This is a genomic window from Gallicola sp. Sow4_E12 (assembly GCF_052116305.1).
GTDB lineage: Bacteria > Bacillota > Clostridia > Tissierellales > Peptoniphilaceae > JBQKLI01.
Map to the genome: position 1 here is coordinate 1 of NZ_JBQKLI010000018.1, position 18,504 is coordinate 18,504.

At 39.1% G+C, this 18,504-nt stretch carries 17 protein-coding genes; 3 read left to right on the top strand and 14 right to left on the bottom strand.

Annotated elements, in window-relative coordinates:
• Positions 1-280: 280 nt before the first annotated feature.
• Positions 281-856: a hypothetical protein gene (locus tag ACTQ46_RS09140; RefSeq protein WP_441749209.1), complete on the top strand. Its 576-nt coding sequence runs from the start codon at positions 281-283 to the stop codon at positions 854-856.
• A 388-nt stretch (positions 857-1,244) separates the two neighbouring features.
• Here ACTQ46_RS09140 and ACTQ46_RS09145 read toward each other — a convergent pair whose 3' ends face one another.
• The 13 genes from ACTQ46_RS09145 to ACTQ46_RS09205 form a co-directional block, all read right to left on the bottom strand.
• Entirely contained in the window at positions 1,245-1,919 is a 675-nt protein-coding gene (locus ACTQ46_RS09145) for a Crp/Fnr family transcriptional regulator (RefSeq protein WP_441749211.1), read from the bottom strand.
• Between the two features lie 108 nt (positions 1,920-2,027).
• A complete protein-coding gene (locus tag ACTQ46_RS09150; protein WP_441749213.1) occupies positions 2,028-3,122 on the bottom strand; it encodes a YkvI family membrane protein in 1,095 nt (364 codons plus the stop codon).
• 82 nt (positions 3,123-3,204) lie between these two features.
• Complete coding sequence (locus ACTQ46_RS09155) at positions 3,205-4,500, bottom strand: glycine/betaine/sarcosine/D-proline family reductase selenoprotein B (protein ID WP_441749215.1); 1,296 nt, start codon at positions 4,498-4,500, stop codon at positions 3,205-3,207.
• Between the two features lie 11 nt (positions 4,501-4,511).
• The gene (locus tag ACTQ46_RS09160; protein ID WP_441749217.1) at positions 4,512-5,798 is read right to left on the bottom strand and encodes a glycine/sarcosine/betaine reductase component B subunit; all 1,287 of its coding nucleotides are present in this window, start codon (positions 5,796-5,798) and stop codon (positions 4,512-4,514) included.
• A 14-nt stretch (positions 5,799-5,812) separates the two neighbouring features.
• Entirely contained in the window at positions 5,813-6,175 is a 363-nt protein-coding gene (locus ACTQ46_RS09165) for a GrdX family protein (RefSeq protein WP_441749219.1), read from the bottom strand.
• A gap of 425 nt (positions 6,176-6,600) precedes the next feature.
• A complete protein-coding gene (locus ACTQ46_RS09170; RefSeq protein ID WP_441749220.1) occupies positions 6,601-7,740 on the bottom strand; it encodes a cation diffusion facilitator family transporter in 1,140 nt (379 codons plus the stop codon).
• Positions 7,727-8,035, bottom strand: coding sequence for an ArsR/SmtB family transcription factor (locus ACTQ46_RS09175; protein WP_441749222.1), 309 nt, complete (start codon positions 8,033-8,035; stop codon positions 7,727-7,729). The genes ACTQ46_RS09170 and ACTQ46_RS09175 overlap by 14 nt, the downstream gene beginning before the upstream one ends.
• Before the next feature lie 122 nt (positions 8,036-8,157).
• Positions 8,158-8,628: a GNAT family N-acetyltransferase gene (locus ACTQ46_RS09180; RefSeq protein WP_441749224.1), complete on the bottom strand. Its 471-nt coding sequence runs from the start codon at positions 8,626-8,628 to the stop codon at positions 8,158-8,160.
• 34 nt (positions 8,629-8,662) lie between these two features.
• Positions 8,663-9,283 carry a hypothetical protein gene (locus ACTQ46_RS09185; RefSeq protein ID WP_441749226.1) on the bottom strand — a complete coding sequence of 207 codons (621 nt, stop codon included), beginning with the start codon at positions 9,281-9,283 and terminating at the stop codon, positions 8,663-8,665.
• Positions 9,284-9,385: 102 nt separating this feature from the next.
• Entirely contained in the window at positions 9,386-9,877 is a 492-nt protein-coding gene (locus ACTQ46_RS09190; protein WP_441749228.1) for a rubrerythrin family protein, read from the bottom strand.
• 119 nt (positions 9,878-9,996) lie between these two features.
• A complete protein-coding gene (locus ACTQ46_RS09195) occupies positions 9,997-10,827 on the bottom strand; it encodes a class I SAM-dependent methyltransferase (protein WP_441749230.1) in 831 nt (276 codons plus the stop codon).
• A 419-nt stretch (positions 10,828-11,246) separates the two neighbouring features.
• Positions 11,247-12,206 (bottom strand): permease prefix domain 1-containing protein, encoded by a 960-nt coding sequence (locus tag ACTQ46_RS09200; RefSeq protein ID WP_441749232.1) that lies wholly within the window; start codon positions 12,204-12,206, stop codon positions 11,247-11,249.
• The gene (locus ACTQ46_RS09205) at positions 12,193-12,537 is read right to left on the bottom strand and encodes a PadR family transcriptional regulator (RefSeq protein WP_441749234.1); all 345 of its coding nucleotides are present in this window, start codon (positions 12,535-12,537) and stop codon (positions 12,193-12,195) included. The genes ACTQ46_RS09200 and ACTQ46_RS09205 overlap by 14 nt, the downstream gene beginning before the upstream one ends.
• Before the next feature lie 798 nt (positions 12,538-13,335).
• On the opposite strand from ACTQ46_RS09205, the gene ACTQ46_RS09210 reads away from it, so the two are divergent.
• Positions 13,336-14,127 carry a hypothetical protein gene (locus tag ACTQ46_RS09210; protein WP_441749235.1) on the top strand — a complete coding sequence of 264 codons (792 nt, stop codon included), beginning with the start codon at positions 13,336-13,338 and terminating at the stop codon, positions 14,125-14,127.
• A 304-nt stretch (positions 14,128-14,431) separates the two neighbouring features.
• Here the strand turns inward: ACTQ46_RS09210 and ACTQ46_RS09215 are convergent, their stop codons facing one another.
• The gene (locus ACTQ46_RS09215; RefSeq protein ID WP_441749237.1) at positions 14,432-15,907 is read right to left on the bottom strand and encodes a cell wall-binding repeat-containing protein; all 1,476 of its coding nucleotides are present in this window, start codon (positions 15,905-15,907) and stop codon (positions 14,432-14,434) included.
• 232 nt (positions 15,908-16,139) lie between these two features.
• Between ACTQ46_RS09215 and xdhA the strand changes: the two genes are divergently transcribed.
• Positions 16,140-18,503, top strand: coding sequence for a xanthine dehydrogenase subunit XdhA (xdhA, locus tag ACTQ46_RS09220; protein ID WP_441749239.1), 2,364 nt, complete (start codon positions 16,140-16,142; stop codon positions 18,501-18,503).
• The last annotated feature ends 1 nt before the right edge of the window (position 18,504 follow it).

Here is an 18,504-nt window from a genome sequence, read left to right on the forward strand (position 1 = left end):
TGGCGATATCTCACTATCAATAGGCTTTCGCGGCATAAACCGCTCGATCAGGCTGGATGATTGACCACAAAATGATACCCGAGGAATTTACACACTAATATGGACTTGACTGGAGAGAGAGGGGAGTAGTGAAAGTAAGTTGTATTTTTACTTTACATATTATCCTTTTCTAGAATAACATGAGTCTTTGTTGTATAAAGTTAAATAAGAATCTGGAAAATTCAAAAAAGAAACGAAGCTTTTTAATAAAAACGATACAACATTGAAAGGAGATTTTATTATGAAAAAACGATACCCCTATCTAATCGGAGCTTGTCTGGCAGCCGCCGTCTTAATTCTTCCCGGCTGTACTCCGAAGCAAAGCACCTTTACAGAAGAAAAAGCAGTCCAAATGGAAAAATCTGCAAAGGGTTATAATCCCAACACGGAAGTTTCTTATGCCTACTTCGGAAGTCTTCCTTATCTAGTAGGATCAGCGGATGCCATAACGATAGCTTCCATTGTAAAAGACCATGGTATCGTCACTCTTAAAGAGGGAGACGGATATGCCGATTACAGAATCTACACTTTAAAATCAGAACGCTCCTTTAAACCAGGCCTTGGAAATGGCGAAGAATTTCAAGTAAAGGTGGATAATTTTGCTGAACGCAAAGAATTGACAGAAAAAGGTCTTTACTTCTTAAGTAACAGATACGATAAAGATCAATACAGTTTCCCCGCACCGGATCAAACAATTCTTCCTATTGAAAACGGGGAAATACAGCTAACAGAATCCACAAAAGTTTTCTTCCCCGACTACGGAGAAAAAATCCCGGTGGACAAAGCCATCGAAGAAATCCAGAAGATTATACAATAGTGTACAAAAAAGAGTGAAGTATGGTAAAGGGGGAGACAAAAGATGCTAAAAACTTCCTCTTCTTAGAAAAGTACCGGCTTTATAACCTGTTTCACATTCTCCCCCGCAAATTTTCAAACATCTCCAAATATAATTGAAACAAGTTGTATCTTGGATTTAATATTATTACTCTATACAAAAAGAAGAGAACAGGACATTCTGCTCTCTTCTTTTTGTATATTGCTGAATCTATATTACAATACACAAATTCAAAAATAAGTGTTCTATTTTAATTCCTCAAATCCAATCAAAACCCGCTGATTATACTATGAAGAAAATAAATATTCCTATTATTTTCCACAACAGCTCCACTCTCCACACATTTCTTTAAATTTTCTCTTTGGCTTTTCTAAATCGAATGTATCAGCTCTTCTTGTTTTAATACAGAGATCTCTTTTCCGTCTATCTCGATAATTCCTTCTTCTATATAGGACTGGAGGGCTTGGTTTAGGCTGCTTCGATTGACATGAAGAATATCCGCCAGTACTTCTTGAGAATTCGGGATACAGATGATCCGGCTCGGATCGTTGATATGGGTCATCCAGTAAGCCAAACGGTCTTTTACTTTGCGGTACTGAACGCATCTTAAAAGCAGTTTGCTGTGGCAGGTGTACTGGGACACGAAGGTCAGCACATTTTTTAGAAAGATCGGATCACTGTTGATAATCGGCTTTAATTCTTCTACAGGAAGCCAGATTACCGAAGCCTTTTTCACACAATAGGTATGGGATACATGGTATTTCATACCGCCATATACCATATAAAAAGGAAAGGCATCTCCGCCGGGATACATATCTTCTCCAAAAAAATAGGAAGAGTTCAGTTCTTTTCCGTCTATTGTATACTCGGTAGACTTTAAAACTCCGCTGACTATAATACAGATATGGTCTATGGGATCTCCTTCTGAAAGGATTTTTTCATTGGCTTGATACTCTGCTTTTATTTTGTTCATTTGCATAATCGCTTCTTTTGATTCTTCGGAGATCTCACGGAAAATCACCCGATTCCAAAAACGCTTATCCATTCCCTTCTCCTTTCTATCAAATTGCAAATTATTGCAACTCATATATCCTATTATACTCTTTTTCTTCTTCAATGGAAAAAAACGGATCCCAAAGATCCGCTCTCTTCCTTAAATTCTTTTCCACTGGATGCTTCGAATAATCATAATCACTAAAAGAAGCATTCCAACATAACCGTTCAGTACGTAAATATAATTAACAAGGACATCAAAATCTAATAACGCTCCAATAATACCGCCTATAACACCAAGAACTAATGTCAGCATTCTGAATTTTTGTGTTTTTTCTTTGGCAAATCGAGCGACAACAGACCATAATAATGGAACAGAAGTCGTGTAGATTCCCAAGAATATAATAATAGAAAACACGGTTGCTAAAAGAGGATGAATTTCTCCTGCTAATAACAAGGTAGGTATCTGGCTGCCTTTAACCGTCTGTACTGCTAGTAAAATTCCTAAAGACATTATGAATGTGGCAACGGAAAAACCTGCCGCTCCGCCGACTGCTCCCAGCTTTCCTTCCTTATCGCTGTTTGCTCCAGATCCCATCTGAGCTAAGAACGCCGCCAGCCATAGCATACAGAAACCAACATAGGATCCTGCCGCCAGCCACCAGTTGGCAGAGGCAACTTTGACTTCTTCTGCCGCTACCGCTTCTGCCATTAGCACTTCTGCCTGTCCCATCATTCCCATATGTCTGAACACAGAAATCGCTCCGACGATAATTGCCATTACGACGATAACAGGACCTATATTTCCGATAACTTCAACAATTTTATTCAATCCGAAGATTACAGTCGCCATAGCCAGTATCATTAAAACAACACTTCCAACAATAGGAGATAATCCATAATGCTGCTGAAAAGTCGCCCCTGCTCCCGCAACCATGACTGTATAAGAAAGAAACAGGAAAAAGACTGAGAAGTAATCGTAAAACGTTCCTAAGATATTTCCGCAATAATATTTATAAATATCATTTGGCGTCTCGAAGGTATTATGATATCCGGCAGAAACAAAACTTACACCTACATAAGCAAGAAGAATAAAGGTAGCCGCAACCCCTAATAATCCTTTAAATCCCCAAGAGGCAAAATACTGCATCAATTCCTGCCCTGTTGCAAAACCGGATCCGATTAGCAGCGCGATAAACGCTCCGGCATAATTTAATACTTTATAAGGAACTACACGTTCCTTTTTATTATCCATTAGAACCTCCTATGTAAAGAGAGGGTTCAGGCCTGCAGACTCTTCCGCAAGCCTTCTTTCCTCGTCCATTAACAAAACAATTCTATAGTGCTTTAAATATTGTAGACTCTTGCACTTCTGTTCCTAAAGCTTCTACTGCTTTACGTACAAGTTTTAAGCGAAGATCTTTTTCTTTCTCTCCAAAATCCGGATTTCCTACAGGATATGGAATAGAGATGGTAGGTACGATTCGATTTGCCCCTACTGATTGAGAGATCGTAGTAATCGTTGCCATATGAACGATTGGAATACCATATTTTTCGATTTCTTTTACCATTGTTGCACCGCAACGTGTACAGGTGCCTCAGGTAGAAGTAAGTATAACACCGTCAACTCCGGCTTCTTTTAATTCTTTTCCTATTTCTTCTCCAAAAACAATGGAATTTCCTACTGCCGTTCCTGTTCCGGTTGTGGTATAGAAATAATCATATACTTTTCCGATTTCTCCCTCTTCCTGCATCTTGCGAAGTGCATCTAAGGGAACGACGCGGTCTGGAGATTCATTCGCATAAACAGGATCGTATCCACCGTGGATCGTACAGAAACCCTCTTCTAAATCTTTTAATTCAGAAACATCATATTTGCCCCATTTTTGTGCGGATGCTGACTGAATATGATCCGGATTGCCAATCGGAACGATTCCGCCGGATGTTACAAGTGCAATCACAGCTTTTGACATCTCTTTAATTGCTGGAGCCGGTTCTACGATATCGAAGTGTGGCATAGGAAGTTCTGTTTCAAACTCTTCTCCATGGAGTCTTTTGCGAAGCATCTCAATCGCCCGAATAGAACCTGTTTTATCGCTAATTACAGTAAGCCGTTTTCCTTGTGGAAAATATTCATCTTCCTCTGGTTTTGGCTGCTCTCCGTTAATTAACTTGTTAGCAACGGCTGTCATAAGAGGAATGGCTTTTTTCATTTTCGCTGCACTATCGCCAGTTTTTACAATATAAGCATGACCTTTCCCTGCATCTACTCCCGGGTTTTCTTCATACATTCCAGAAATAACCGGAATATCAAGTGCATCGAAAAATGCTGCCACTCCTGCACAAGCCATACCATAACGTCCCGCATTAAAAGCCGGTCCCGCTACTACAATCTCAGGTTTATATTCGTCATATATTTTCTGAAGAAACTTTTCTGCTTCTTCCTTGTTTTCATTAAAGTAATTATCGCCGCAGATAACTGTACCAACCGTTTCTCCGCCTTCTATTTGCCCTGCCATTGCAAGAGCCGGACCTACTGCTTTTTCTTCAAACAAAGGCGCTATATGCGCTTCTTCTTCTCCGCCGATTTGTCCGAAGAACTGATTTAAATAGTATAGAACTTTTTTAGACATTCTGCTTCCTCCTAATATAACTCGACTGTTGCATTATGGGTTCCGATTTCTGAAGTTGCTCCGATTACCGCATTTAACTCGCATTTCATCGTACCGTTTTCTGGATTATATGCGCCTTCCCAGCCGCCGGCAAGATTTGCGATGGCTTCCGGATCTCCTAAAACTCTGTCTGCTTTTTCTAATTCCACAACATGAGAAACATTTCCTGTAGAAATAACTGCTACAGCTTCTTTTGCAGTATCCGTAAGGGGCTGGCTCATTCCATCCCATCCAGAACATTCATCTGTAATAAGGACAGTCTTGATGCCCTGCTTTTCAAGTCTTGAACAGATCATTACAAGATCGGAATCCGGATTTCCGTAGCCTTCTTCTGAGACAATCACACCGTCTGCACCCATTTCTCTTGCAAGCATTGCTGTATAATCGCAAGATACGAATTTTCCCTGAAGAGTTGTAAGTTCAGGAACCATAATGACTCCTAAAAAGTTTATTTCTTTTCCATGAAGAGCAAAAAGTTCTTTAATAATATTATTATTCTGATGCTGATACGTCGTAATCTTATCGCAGGCAGCTACACAGTTTCCGCTGATAACGGCTCCGTCCAGTTCTTCTGTTGGAGATAAGAATGTTGGAAGAATATGGGCTGAGTCTGTTCCATAAATAAAGCTTGCATGAAGAAGCCCTTGAGAGATCAGCATCTCTACATAAAGAACTCTAGGAAGGTCTGGATATTTTTTAGACTCTTCTGCCATTCCTGCTTTTTCAAATACTTCTACTTCTGTTTCTTCCGCATCTTTTGCAGCAAGCCCTATCACTTCTGAAGCCCGAAGACCCACCATACGGCACAGCTCTTCATGCTCGTGAGGAGAAAGTCCCTCGATAGGAGTGATATCGACTACAATATTTAAAGTTTTAGAAAATGGAGTCCATTTTGCCCCTTCGCCCCACATATCGATTACTCCTTCTTGGAAGCCGACAATATCTCCGATGGTTACAACTGCTACATTTTTAAGGATTTTAACTACACCGTCTCCTAAAGGTTTTGCCTCTGTTGTCACTCCAGCAAATCCAGGATTCCCAACTTCCTTATACCGCGGTTCAATAACATCTTTTACCGGAATAATACGGGTTTTTTCTCCAGGTTTCGCAAGGTCAATATCAATAGCCTTTACACTCTCGTTCTTCATTAATTCTTCGATTACCGACTCCTTATTTACAATAAGGGTACTGCCATCTACCTTTGTTTCTTCGCCAAACTGAACATCTTTGATCTCAATCTTTTTATACTCTAGTCTCAAATTCCTCACCCTTTCTAAAATCTATTTAATTCATCGATTGCACTTTGCAAACGATCCCAATCAATGGTTTCATAATCCAGCCGGTTTCTTTCGTCGGCCTTTCTCTCGCCTAAAGTGTTTCTCAGCTTCTCGAGACTTTCTTCTGCAATAAGAGCAGACTCTTCGTGAAATGCTTTTCCCTCTTCCATTAGTACAGACGTTACTGGGGAATGAAGCATCTTTATACTGGCGCCAAGAGGATAAGACAATAATGTGTATCCGGAATGAACAAGATCTCGAACCTTGATTAAAACATCTTCCGTATCCCCTTCCACTGCAATACAGCGTTCTCGCGCTTTCTCTAATGCAATTTTGTTATTTGTAATAATAACCCTCATTGTCAACTCCTTAACAATTCACTGTATACTTTCCCCTTTCAAGAAAAGCAACAATATTCTTTAGATCTAAGAATCACTTGTTACTGTCATTCTATGATAATGTTTTCTTAAATTATAGTTTGTAATACAACATATTTATAAATATATAACGATAAGCTTTGTTTCGTTGTATTTTTATTTCCATAACAGCATAAAAAAGAGCCCCTTTAAAGGGCTCTCAAAACATTCAAATTACATTAAAAACAATCTACTTTTTTAATTTTCTATACTCAATAAACATCATTTTTTTCAATCAGATGAACCAATATAGAGATACCTTCTCTTAAAATATATTCCCTGTTCTATATTCTTTCATTTTTTTGCACATTCATAGCTGACCTTGTGATTTAGGACTCTCAAACTCCGCCAGTAAACAAAACACGTCTTTATTCCCCATGATATCCTGTATTCCATTTTTCCGGGTCGTAGTCTACCTCAATTGTCGAACAGGTAATATGATAAGGGCTGATAATTTTCAAAATTTCTTCTTTGATTTTTTCTATTTCTTCTATATCCTTTCGATCTGTAAAAACCGTTACATTGAAATTATTGTCTTCCCCGTCCACACTCCATAAATGCAGATGAGAAACACCATGTACTCCGGAAACATTCCCGATCTCTTCTAAAAGCTTTTTGTACTCCACCTGATCCGGAACCGCTTCTAGGAAGATTTCTATAATTTCCTTTAAGGACGGTACCGCTTCGTATAAGATAAAGCCTGCTATGGCAAGAGATGCTAAAGAATCCAGAAAATACCAAGGCTTATATCGAAGAATAAAACTGATGATTAAAATTGCAGCCCATCCTGCGAGATCTTCCAGCATATGAAGATTCAGCAGGGATTCGCTCTTCGAGCTGCCTTTGGATAAAATCCACATCGCAATACCATTCACGGCGATAGCAATAACAGCCACTATTGTCATCCCGCTGTAGTTCACTTCCACAGGATGGATCAACCTTGGAAGAGCGTTGGCTATGGCAAAAAGAGAACCGATAATAAGAACTAGATTTGTTATCAAGGCTCCTAACAGAGAAAATCTCCGGTGTCCGAAGGAAAACTTTTCGTTTCCGTGTTTCGTAGAAATCTTTTCAAAAATCCATACAAAACCGATGGACAACGCATCACCCATATCATGGACTGCATCGGACTGGATCGCCGCGGAACGGAAGATAGAGCCGAATATAAATTCCAAAATAGAAAAGAAGAAGTTTAAGAAAAACACTATGCGGATTCCCTTCTCCGAAACTTCTTTCGAATGATGATGGTGATGGCTGTGGCTCTGATGATGTTCATGATCATGATCTTCATGATTATGATCATGCTTCGGCTCTTCTTTTAAAAAATGGATCTTTTCTGCAGAAAGGATTTTTTCCATATCCTTTCGAGAAATCTCTTCCGGAAAAGTCAATGTTTGACTTTCTTCTTCATAGTAAATGTCATCCGTATGGAAGATTTCTTTCATTCTGCTGATCAATTCCTCTGCACAATGGCTGCAGTGGATCTTGCTGACTCTAAGCTCTGTCATAATCTTCCTCCTCTAAATGCTCGAACACCGTTTCCAATATTTGAAGCACATGGCCGTCGTCTAAACTGTAAAGCCTTTGGCGTCCAGACTGGCGGACCTTCACAAGACGCGCCTCTTTTAAAATCCGAAGCTGATGAGAAACTGCGGACTGTTCCATCTTCATAAACCCGCAGATTTCCTGTACGCTATATTCTTTGTCTTTAATAAAAACGAGTATCTGAAGCCTTCCATTATCTCCCAAGACTTTAAGCATCTCAGAAGCAACGGCAATTTTTTCTGTTGTATATCTTGTCATAGATCTTTCCGCCTTTTATATGAATTTATTTTCATATGAATATATTATCATATTTCATGTTTCTGTCAATATGTATATTCTTCCACAAAAAACAGCAAATCCGCTGATTTGCTGTCCTTGCACTATAAATCCTGAAGCATAATATAATCCTCTTTATCCTCTCGAAAGATGCGGAATCCTAATTTCTCATACATCTTATAAGCATAGTTATCCTTCTGCACCGACAGAGAGACTCCTTGATACCCTTTCTCTTTTAAAAACAAAAGCATTTCCTTCATCAAGGCGGTTCCGATTCCCATACCCCGATATTCTTTATATAAGGAAATCGACAAAGAAGGTATGCTGTCATCGATATAGCCGTAGTCTTTTATGAACCTCGTCCATACCGCACCGGCTGCCCTTCCCTCTGCAATAGCCAAGAGACATTCGTCTCCTCCCTTTCCAAAATCCTCGATATACATCTTAAGTTCAGGAAGTTTTAAAATTTCCCTAGAAGGAGGTTCAACCCCTTCCCGCAGAAAAATAGCTTCGTATAAAAAATCTTCTAACAGAGGGTATTCTTCTTTCTTTATTTCTCTAATACTATATTTCACAGCTGCTCCTCCCCCGTACTTTTACTTATCTATTTTATAAAGGAAGGTGCAGCAGAGTCTTGATTCTTACTTCCCTTGCAGACCTTTTCAGTATTCTTTTCTGTTCTCCTTCTTCTAAAGGATAGATTCTATATTCTCCTGTACGAAGCCTCATCTCCATTAAGACCTGATCGAAAAAAAGATAGATCGTATCAAAGGTATATGTATACTCCTTCGGAGGAAATTCTGCTAATTCCAAAAATTCCATGACAGCTTTTTCTTCATAAATCCAAGAAAAGATAAACAGATTATTCTCTTCAAAAAGCTGATATCCATCGGAGTTCAGATTTTTTAATTTCTGGAGATAAATCCTTTCATAATCATGTATTCCTTCTTCTAAACCGATCTCCCGTCCCCTCTCATTCAGTATTTTTTCCACCTTTTCTTTCAGGGGATAAAAATCTCCATGAAAAACAGAAGGCTCTCTCGACAGAATCTCAAAGATCGGGGTAATGAGAGAATTTGTCACTTCGCATCCGATACTGGGAGAAACGATATCCGGCCGATCCGATAAACGAGCCTTGGTGTATTGTACAGGAAATATGAAACGCAAAAGACGCTTCGCTCTGTTTTCCCGAATAAGCTTTTCATATTGGGTGGAATCTTTTTTTATCATAATGCTATCCTTTACTTTAGGAGACTTCTTGCATTTTTTACTTCTTGTATTTATACCCAAAATAAAAAAGAGCAGATAGCTCTGCTCTTTTAATTCGATTCACTAAAATTTAATAAATTTATCCCAAGTTGCTGCATTACATACAGGACATTTATCTACTTTTGAAGTTTCAATGTTTCCGCATACAGGACATAGATAGAATTCTATTTCTGAATCGCTGCCGATATTGTCTAGTACTTCTTGATAAAGTTTAGCATGAATACCTTCTACTTGACCTACTTCGTCAAAGAATTTTGCTGCTTTTGCATCATTCGCTTCTTCTGCGTTTGCTTTAAATTCAGGATACATAGATTCTGTTTCGTAGCTTTCGCCTTCGATAGCTGCTTTTAAGTTTTCTTCTGTAGAATTAACATTTCCTGCCATTTTGAATTCTCTCATCGCATGAATCGTTTCTGCTTCCGCTGCTGCTTTGAACAATCTCGCTGCGTTTGTTTTTCCTTCTTTTTCAGCTTGAGCTGCGAATGCTAAGTACTTTCTGTTTGCTTGTGATTCCCCCGCAAATGCTGCCATTAAATTTTCATTTACTTTACTCATTTTACATACCCCCGTTTAGTTTGTAATTATTATAAACTTAGATCGATTACTAGCCAAGTATAACTCATTTTCCCGCTTTTGTCTAGAGGTATCCTTTTGCAACTCGATCTCTGCTCTATCTAAAGACATTTCTTTCCCCTGTTCAATACATCGAAAAGAATATATGCCGACAGGCTCTTGTGAGAAAGAACCATACTGTCCTCTGCAGAAAGTTCTTCTAGTTTTTTTCTAATCAAGGCGATTTCTTCCTCTGAAACTCCTTTGTTTTTATAGCGGTGGATATATTTCTGAATCATAATAGAGGCCTTGTCGATATTTCTTCTTTCGCTTTCCACCATCTTAACATCCGGAAAAATCCCCTTTAAATATAAGAGATTATAAATATAATAGAGAACCCCGGGCCCGTTTGATTTTTCTTCCCAATGGATAAGCTTTTTGATTTCCTGATCTACAGAATCCTCTTTTGTAATATGAGTGATCAAAAAAACTTTATCCCTTGAAGCCTTTAGAAGTTTTTCAAAATTCGCCGTTCCGTTCATAACAGGACTCTTTGAGACAAAAACAAGATCAAAATAGTTCTCCCAGCCTCTTTCCTTAAGATCAACCTCTTCCCAAGGACCTTTATACAAATGATACTCTCCCGGCTCCTCTTCCTCTATAAAAGCCTTTGCGTTTTCTACCATCTTTCCCGATAGTTCTACGCCGTAAACGTCCGCCCCGGCTCTTTTAAAAGGAACGAGATATTTCCCCGACCCGAAACCCACATCGAGAACCCGCTTCCCCTTTAAATCCATATATTCTTTTAAAAAATCAAAGGCAGGAAGCTCTTTGTCTTCCTTCGCATAGATTTTAAGTTCCCTGGCCCGATCATCCCACATCATCTCGTCTGCCTTATAATCTCTGGCAAACTGGTCAAACTCCTGCTCCAGTTTTTGTATCCGTTTTTCCATGCCGCCCTCCTGTTTCTCTTATTTTTATTCTAACCACTATAGCCGATAACAGGCTGCTTCTCAAACCTCATCCTTAGAAAATATTAATATATCTCCGCTTATACTCTATATTCTTAGAGTTAAAAGGATCATTGCATAATTCGGCAATGAGCAAAATAAATAGACTTCTTATGGAGTAAACAGCAGCTTATGGGAAATGATATCCCTAAACTCACTGCTACAAGAATAAATAGTAATATAACCCATACCTTTAATTGTGATATTATCACTATAATAAATAAAGATCAAATCTCACTGTTGAAAGCACCCTTGTTAATTACCACTTCAAAGGATTTGTTTTCCCTGATTCAGGCATAAAAAAACTTAAAGCAGACCGATTTTCACCTCGACTGCTTTAAGGAGTTCTATAAAAATATTTTTTAATTCCGATTGTCCATCATAAGAGAAACAATCGCTGAAATCAGACCGTACATCACTCCCGCTATAGGCCATACCATCCAAGTAATATGCCAGTCCCATGTGAGAAAGCTCCACAGCAGATAAATAACTGCAGCCAGCGTCCAATAAACTCCCCCGATGGAATCTAATAGGGTATTTATCTTCTTGTTCCTATAGTCTCCTTTTTGAAGAAGAATACTATAAGAATCGTTTAGGATAGATCCTTCTACAATCATCTTAACACCTATGGCGATTACGATTAAAAGAAAACATACAGCCGTTAACAAAAGTGTCTCCTGTTCTTCGAATAATATAGAGATAAAGATAACAGGAAGAACCGCTACTACACAAAGAGGGATTCCTATAGAAAGCTTCCTTCTATAAATATCCTGATAACGCTCCTCTTCCTTTTCCACCTGCAGTTTCTTTTGGGTTGTCATTTCTATATCTTTAAATTCAAACTCAGAATACTTGGAAATTTTCATTCCTTGAGGAATAAAGATAGAAACAGCGAAAGCAATCATAATAATTAGAAGACCGACTCCTATAGCCGATGAAAGATCTTCGCTGATAAATCTCATCCCTTGTAAGAATATTAAAGGGACAGCGGACATAATTGCAACGGCAACTCCAAATGAAATTTTTCTTGCAAAATCTTTGCGATCCTCTAAAAACTCCTCCACCTGATGATCCGTTAAATTAATATTGTTTTTCAAAACTTGATCTTTTGCTCTGAAATTCAAGTCCTCTTCCAGCTCTTCTAGGGTTCCGATTCCAGCGATGACTTCTCCCACTGCTTCGTTTTCGCTTTTTCCTTGAGCCTTTAAATCTAAATACTTGTCTTCCATCATCTGATACAGTTCTTTTTTCGCCTGCCGGATATCCGGACTGTCTTCGTATTGTGCAAATAACCCTTCTATGAACGCTCTAATCGTATCCATGTTCCTCCCCCTCCCTAAGGAAATGCTCTATGATCTGATTTGTCTTTCGCCAGTCTGCGCATTTGTCAGAATAGCTTTTTCTGCCTTCTTCTGTGATTCTATAGTAGGTTCTTTGTTTTCCATTGGTTTCTGTGCCATGAAAAGATTCCAGATCCCCCTTTTTTACAAGCCGTTCTAATGCAGAGTATAAGGTTGTATTCTTAATATTGTATTGATTTTCTGTAAGTTCTGAAATATCCTTCGAGATTCTATATCCGTAGGAAGGCTTATCGTAAAGGACAAACAGCACCATCAAATCAATATAGCCCCGTATCGCATCGCTTAAACTCATATCCTCCCCCCTTATACTTCTATAGTAATACGTTTATAGTATTACGTCTGTCGTTATAATTATAATAACAGGAGTTCTCTCCTTTGTCTACCTTTTCCCAACAATTTTCAAGGAATAAATTAAAGTTCCTTTTTCCACTATTATTGATTACAGCTAGGAAAAAGTATACACAAAAACAATTAACTATGATATAATTATAAAAAAAAATCTCTATAATATATCTACTTGAATCATCGAACAGAAAAACCAAAGTATACATATAATTAAAAAGTATATTTCCGAGTTTTAATCTATCAAACGAAAACGCAACTACATCTGCTGCCGTTGTTACTTATGCAGTTGCAAATAGCTCTGTTGCTGCGGTATATGCTTATTTTCTTAGCCATAAATATATACTAAGTGCTGAACTTTTAGCTAAAGCTAGAACAAATAAAATCCGTTCCACAAAATATTATCCCAAATATATCCAAAGATTAATAGGAACGATAGCAATAAACGCAATCTTTAGGCATCGTCCATGGGATGGTGGTACTGCACTCTTTCAAAATAAAACAAATACCATCGAAACAGATGCGTATTATGCTATCCGTCGTTTTGGATATTTTAAATATAGACGAAACGGAAAAACCTGTGTCGACTTAGCAGATACTTATGATTATGACCTTGACCTTCGAGAGCTTGGGTCCATCCAAGGAATTGCTATTAATATAATGGCCGCCGCTCAAATATATGGTATACTCACTCCATATGAAGTAAGACATACTTTTGAATCTTAAAGATATAGAGAGGAGCTCAAAGATGAAACTAAAACAAATCCTTATTTTTTCGATGCTGTTACTTATTTCTGCCTCTTGTACTTCTCCACTTAACAAAAAAGAAGTTTCCCCCTCAATAGCATCTACTGAAAAAGCTTTAAACGAGAAAGATTCCTTTACTGCAGATTACAGCGAAGAAACCATTAATGGCCTCAACAGCGAAAAGGTCAGCTTAACCAATACAGCTACTCTTTCTGTGGGATCAAAAGATTCTGCCTTTTCAACAATGACATTGTTAAGACCCTCTGGGGCAGAAGAAATTCCTGATAGTAAACAAACGATCTATACTTTGTTGAATCCGAAAAACTCAAAAGAGATTATAGAATATACAAATCAAGATCCAAATACTACTTGGCAGGAAAGAACTATGCCACTTCCCTGGGAAAACAATAAGACTTATTCCGATAACGCTCTATATCTTCATGAACGTTTATGGACTCCGATCCGCACATTTAAAGATCGATTTACCCGTTCTGATAAAATGAGTGATGTAGATGGAAAAAAAGCAGTATCCTTTCAAGCAGTTCTCTTAAAAGAAGATCTGGAAAAAGATATCGATCCTGCTCTCAAAAAAAATCTATCCTCTGTCTCTTACGATAAGCTCACCATTACACTTTGGAGTGATCCAGACAGTAGTCTTCCCTTAAAGATCGAAATGCAAAGCGAGCTTACAATCGGAGAAGAAAAAATTCCATCTTCATCAAAAGAAACCCTTGTTTATACCAGCTTTGACCCGGTAAAAGAAACACTTCCAGAGGACATCGCAACAGAATAAGCCACCATAAAAATTTCCACATAAAAACTCTCCCCTCAAAATGGAGGAGGGTTTTATGTGTTTTTTGTAATATTTTTCTCCTATTTTCCTCTAACAGCCAAGAACTAGCAGGCATCCCGGCCTAGCTCATGTCCCTCATTTCCCAAGAATGATGTTTTTCCATAATTGGTAAAAAATGATCGACCATTCCCCTACTTCCTCTCTCTTTCCTATCTTTTCCCTGTCCACCGAAGGTGTGCCGCCTAACACTTAGGTCCAGAAAGGAATCCTTTCTGGATTGCGTAGCAATCCTGCTTCTCTTCTCTTACATCCCATAATACTCTTCAACGGTCTTCCCGCTTTTATAAATCTTAGGGGCAAGATTCGTTCCTACATATCGAAAATGCCATGGTTCAAAAATATAACCTGTAACTTTCTCTTTTCCTTTTGGATATCTTAAGATAAATCCGTATCTATGAGCATTCTCTGCAAGCCAAATTCCTGCTTTTGTACTGGCAAAATTTTGATTTAGATAATAGGATGTTCCCTTGATATCGATAGCAAGACCTGTTTGATGTTCGCTATGCCCCGGTTTTGCAGAAATCCTGTCTGCATAAGCCCTGCCATAACGTCTTACATAACTTTCATAGAGGGATTTTTGATAAGAATAAGAACGAAATCCCGATCCGATACTAATCCTGTGTCCTTGGGCTGCACCATCTCTTTGCATACGGTTGAAATAATCCTTTACATTTTGGCTGAGGCCTGGATTATAGCTTGAAGGGAGAGAATATTTCTTATTCGCTATAATAATCCCGTCTATTGTAGTTATCCCGTTTTTTGTTACAGGAACGGGTTTTTCTGGAACTGGAGGTTTCGGTTCTGCCGGCGGTTCAGGCTCTGCTGGAGCTTTCCCTAGAATTTCATCTTCTACTCTTTGGGAAACTGCATTTGTACCGCCTATAATATATACATTTTCAGCTTTTTCTATCGCTGCTTTGCCTTCCGGGGAAAGAGAACCTTTCCCTGTTAAAACAATTGGCGCTTTTATATTTGCGGCAAATGGTGTCACCGCTAAAGCATCTGGAAAGTTCTCGCCGCTTGCTACTACCACTGCGTTATAATCCCCGCTTGCGGCAGCGATGTTTGCAGCAGTCTCATAGCGGTTTCGTCCTTCGATTCTCGTGCCCCTGCTTCTAATCATCGAAGCTGTTCCTCCGAAGGTGTATACTCCCTCGAAACCTTCTGGAAGAGTATAATCCCTTTGTCCGTCCACTAAATGAAGTCCGTGGCCTTGTCTTGCAAGGAAGACCCCTGCAGATAGTGCATCTGGAAAATCTCTCCCTGTCGCAAGCCCGACTGTTATAGGACTTGATTCTGTTTGCTCGTTGACCAGTTTCGACGTCTCATAACGGTCTTTGCCCGCGATTCGAAATACTTCAAAGTTTTCTTTAAACCGGTCTTCTATAGATTGAGGTACTGCCTTGTCACCCCCTATAATAATGACATTTTTAATCTTATATTTCTCAAGCACCTCGGTTAAATCTCTGTTTTCCTGTGCTAAGAATATCGTTCCGCCAATATTTGCTGCATAAGGTCCTGCGGCAAGGGCGTCTGCATAGGAGCTGCCGCTGACAACTACAGCATTGTCTGTCCATTGAAATTGCTCTGCCAATAAATTTGCTGTTTCATAGCGGTCCTCGCCGCTGATTCGATATACAGCCGCCTGTGAAAGAGAAGGGGCCTTTATGATTGAAAACAGAAACAAAAAGATACTGCAGAGGATCCATCGTTTTTTCATTTTTTCTCCTTTATATAATAGTTTATATATTATTTTATCTTCTTCACTCTTGAAAAACTCTAGAGCAGGTTTTTCCATTCCTATTATAACAGAATATACTCCTTTCTTTCGCAAAAGGCGAGGATTCAAGTCTTACCTTAAAAGAACTTGAAAGGGTTCTCCTATAAAACTATAATAAGGCTAAACAATAAAAAATAGACTTTTTTGAGGAACAATATAAAGGAGGCTCCCAATGAGTATCGGAAAAAGTGTCAAAAGAGTAGACGCTTACGATAAAGTGACCGGCCGTGCTAAATACACAGACGATCTATGTAATCGCAATGCTCTTATTATTAAATTATTACACTCCACCATAGCCCATGGTGTTGTAAAATCAATGGATACTTCAAAAGCTGAAGAAATCCCAGGTGTGGTTAAAGTTATCACTTGTTTTGATGTGCCGGATATCCCTTTCCCGACTGCAGGACATCCTTGGAGTACAGATCCCTCTCATCAAGACGTGGCAGACCGCAAGATCTTAAACCGCCATGTTCGTTATTACGGCGATGAAATCGCTATTGTAGTAGCAGAAGACGAAGTTTCTGCAAAACAAGGTGTGGCTGCTATCGAAGTAGAATATATCGAATATCCTTTCGTTTTAGATGCTAGAGAAGCCATGAAAGACGGCGCTCCTATTATCCATGACGAGATGGTTATGGACTGCGAAGAAGAAAAAGGGCTGTTCCCTTCTACTGTAAAACTTGTAAATAAACAAGATACCTGCAGCAATATCCTAGCCCATACCAACAAAGACCGGGGCGACTATGAAGAAGCTATCAAAGAACCGGGTCTGATCAAAGTAGAAGGCTGGTATAAAACACCTATTGTACAACATACACATATTGAAAATCATATCTGTTACGCAGAAGAAGATGCCGGGAAAATCAAAGTCGTTTCTTCTACACAGATTCCCCATATTGTAAGACGTATTGTTGCCCAAGCTTTAGGACTTCCTTGGGGAAAAATCCGCCTTATCAAGCCATATATCGGCGGCGGATTCGGCAATAAACAAGATGCTCTTTACGAGCCCCTTGTAGCTTATGTTTCACAGCAGGTAGGAGGCAGACTGGTAAAATTTGATGTTACGAGAGAAGAAACTTTCGTAAACAATAGAGTCCGCCATTCTATCGAGTATCATATTATCTCTTATGTACGGGAAGACGGATCTTTAGCTGCTAGAAAATTCGAATCTTTCTCAAATCAAGGAGCTTATGCATCTCATGGACATGGTGTAAATGCAAAAGGACAAGGAGCTTTCGGACAGCATTATCCATGCGATGTGATTCAATCAGATTCTTATACCATCTATACGAACACTCCTTCCGCCGGTGCCATGAGAGGATACGGTATCCCTCAAGTAACTTGGGCAGAAGAATGCCATATCGATGAAATCGCAAAAGTTCTAGACAGAGATCCTTTAGAATACCGAAAACAAATCATTATGAGAAAAGGCTATGCCGATGGATTCTCTAAAAACGAATTGTATCATGATTCCTATATTGAAACCCTGGAAATGGGAAGCGAAGCTATGGAATATGACAAAAAGATAAAAGAATATGCCGACCAAAAAGGCAATATCCGCAGAGGAGTTGGTGTTGCTACTTTCTGGTACAATACAGCAGTTTGGCCGATTTCCTTAGAATCCTCTTCCTGCCGTATGGTGATGAATCAAGACGGTTCTATCCAGCTTCAATTAGCCGAAACAGAAATCGGACAGGGTGCCGATACAGCCTTCAGTCAAATGGCTGCGGAAACCTTAGGTATTTCTTTAGATAAAGTTCATATTCAATCTACACAGGATACGGATATCACTCCATTTGGTACAGGAGCTTATGCTTCCAGACAAACCTATGTAGGGGGATTTGCCGTTCGTCAGACAGCTGAACTTCTAAAGAAAAAAGTTTTAGAATACGCTCAGGAATGGACAAGAATGCCTGTTTTCAATCTGGATATTATCGACAACAATATTGTTCGGACTACAGACAACCGGGTTCTTCTTTCCTTGGGAGAACTTGCAACAGAAGCTCTTTACAGTTTAGACCACAGCGAACATTTTTCAGCTGAATCTACTTATCAAATTAAATCCAACGCCTTCTCTTTCGGTTGTACCTTTGCGGAAGTAGAAGTGGATATCGCATTATGCAAAGTGAAGCTTCTTCGTATGATAAACGTTCATGACTGCGGCGATTTAATCAATCCTGCTCTTGCAGAAGCTCAAGTACACGGCGGAATGAGTATGGCTATCGGATACGGTTTGTCAGAAGAACTGCTTTTCGACGAAAAGACAGGTCGTCCATTAAACAATAACCTTCTAGACTATAAAGTATCTTCTTTCGAAGATCATCCAGAGCTTGAGGCGCTATTTGTGGAAAATACAGAACCTACAAGTGCATACGGTACAAAATCATTAGGAGAGCCCCCTACATGTTCCGGAGCACCAGCTATACGAAATGCCATCTTCAACGCAACTGGAGTTGGCGTAAAAGACAATCCTGTTACTCCGAAAAGATTATTTGAAGCATTCAGAGAAGAAGGACTATTCGAGGAGGTTGAATAAT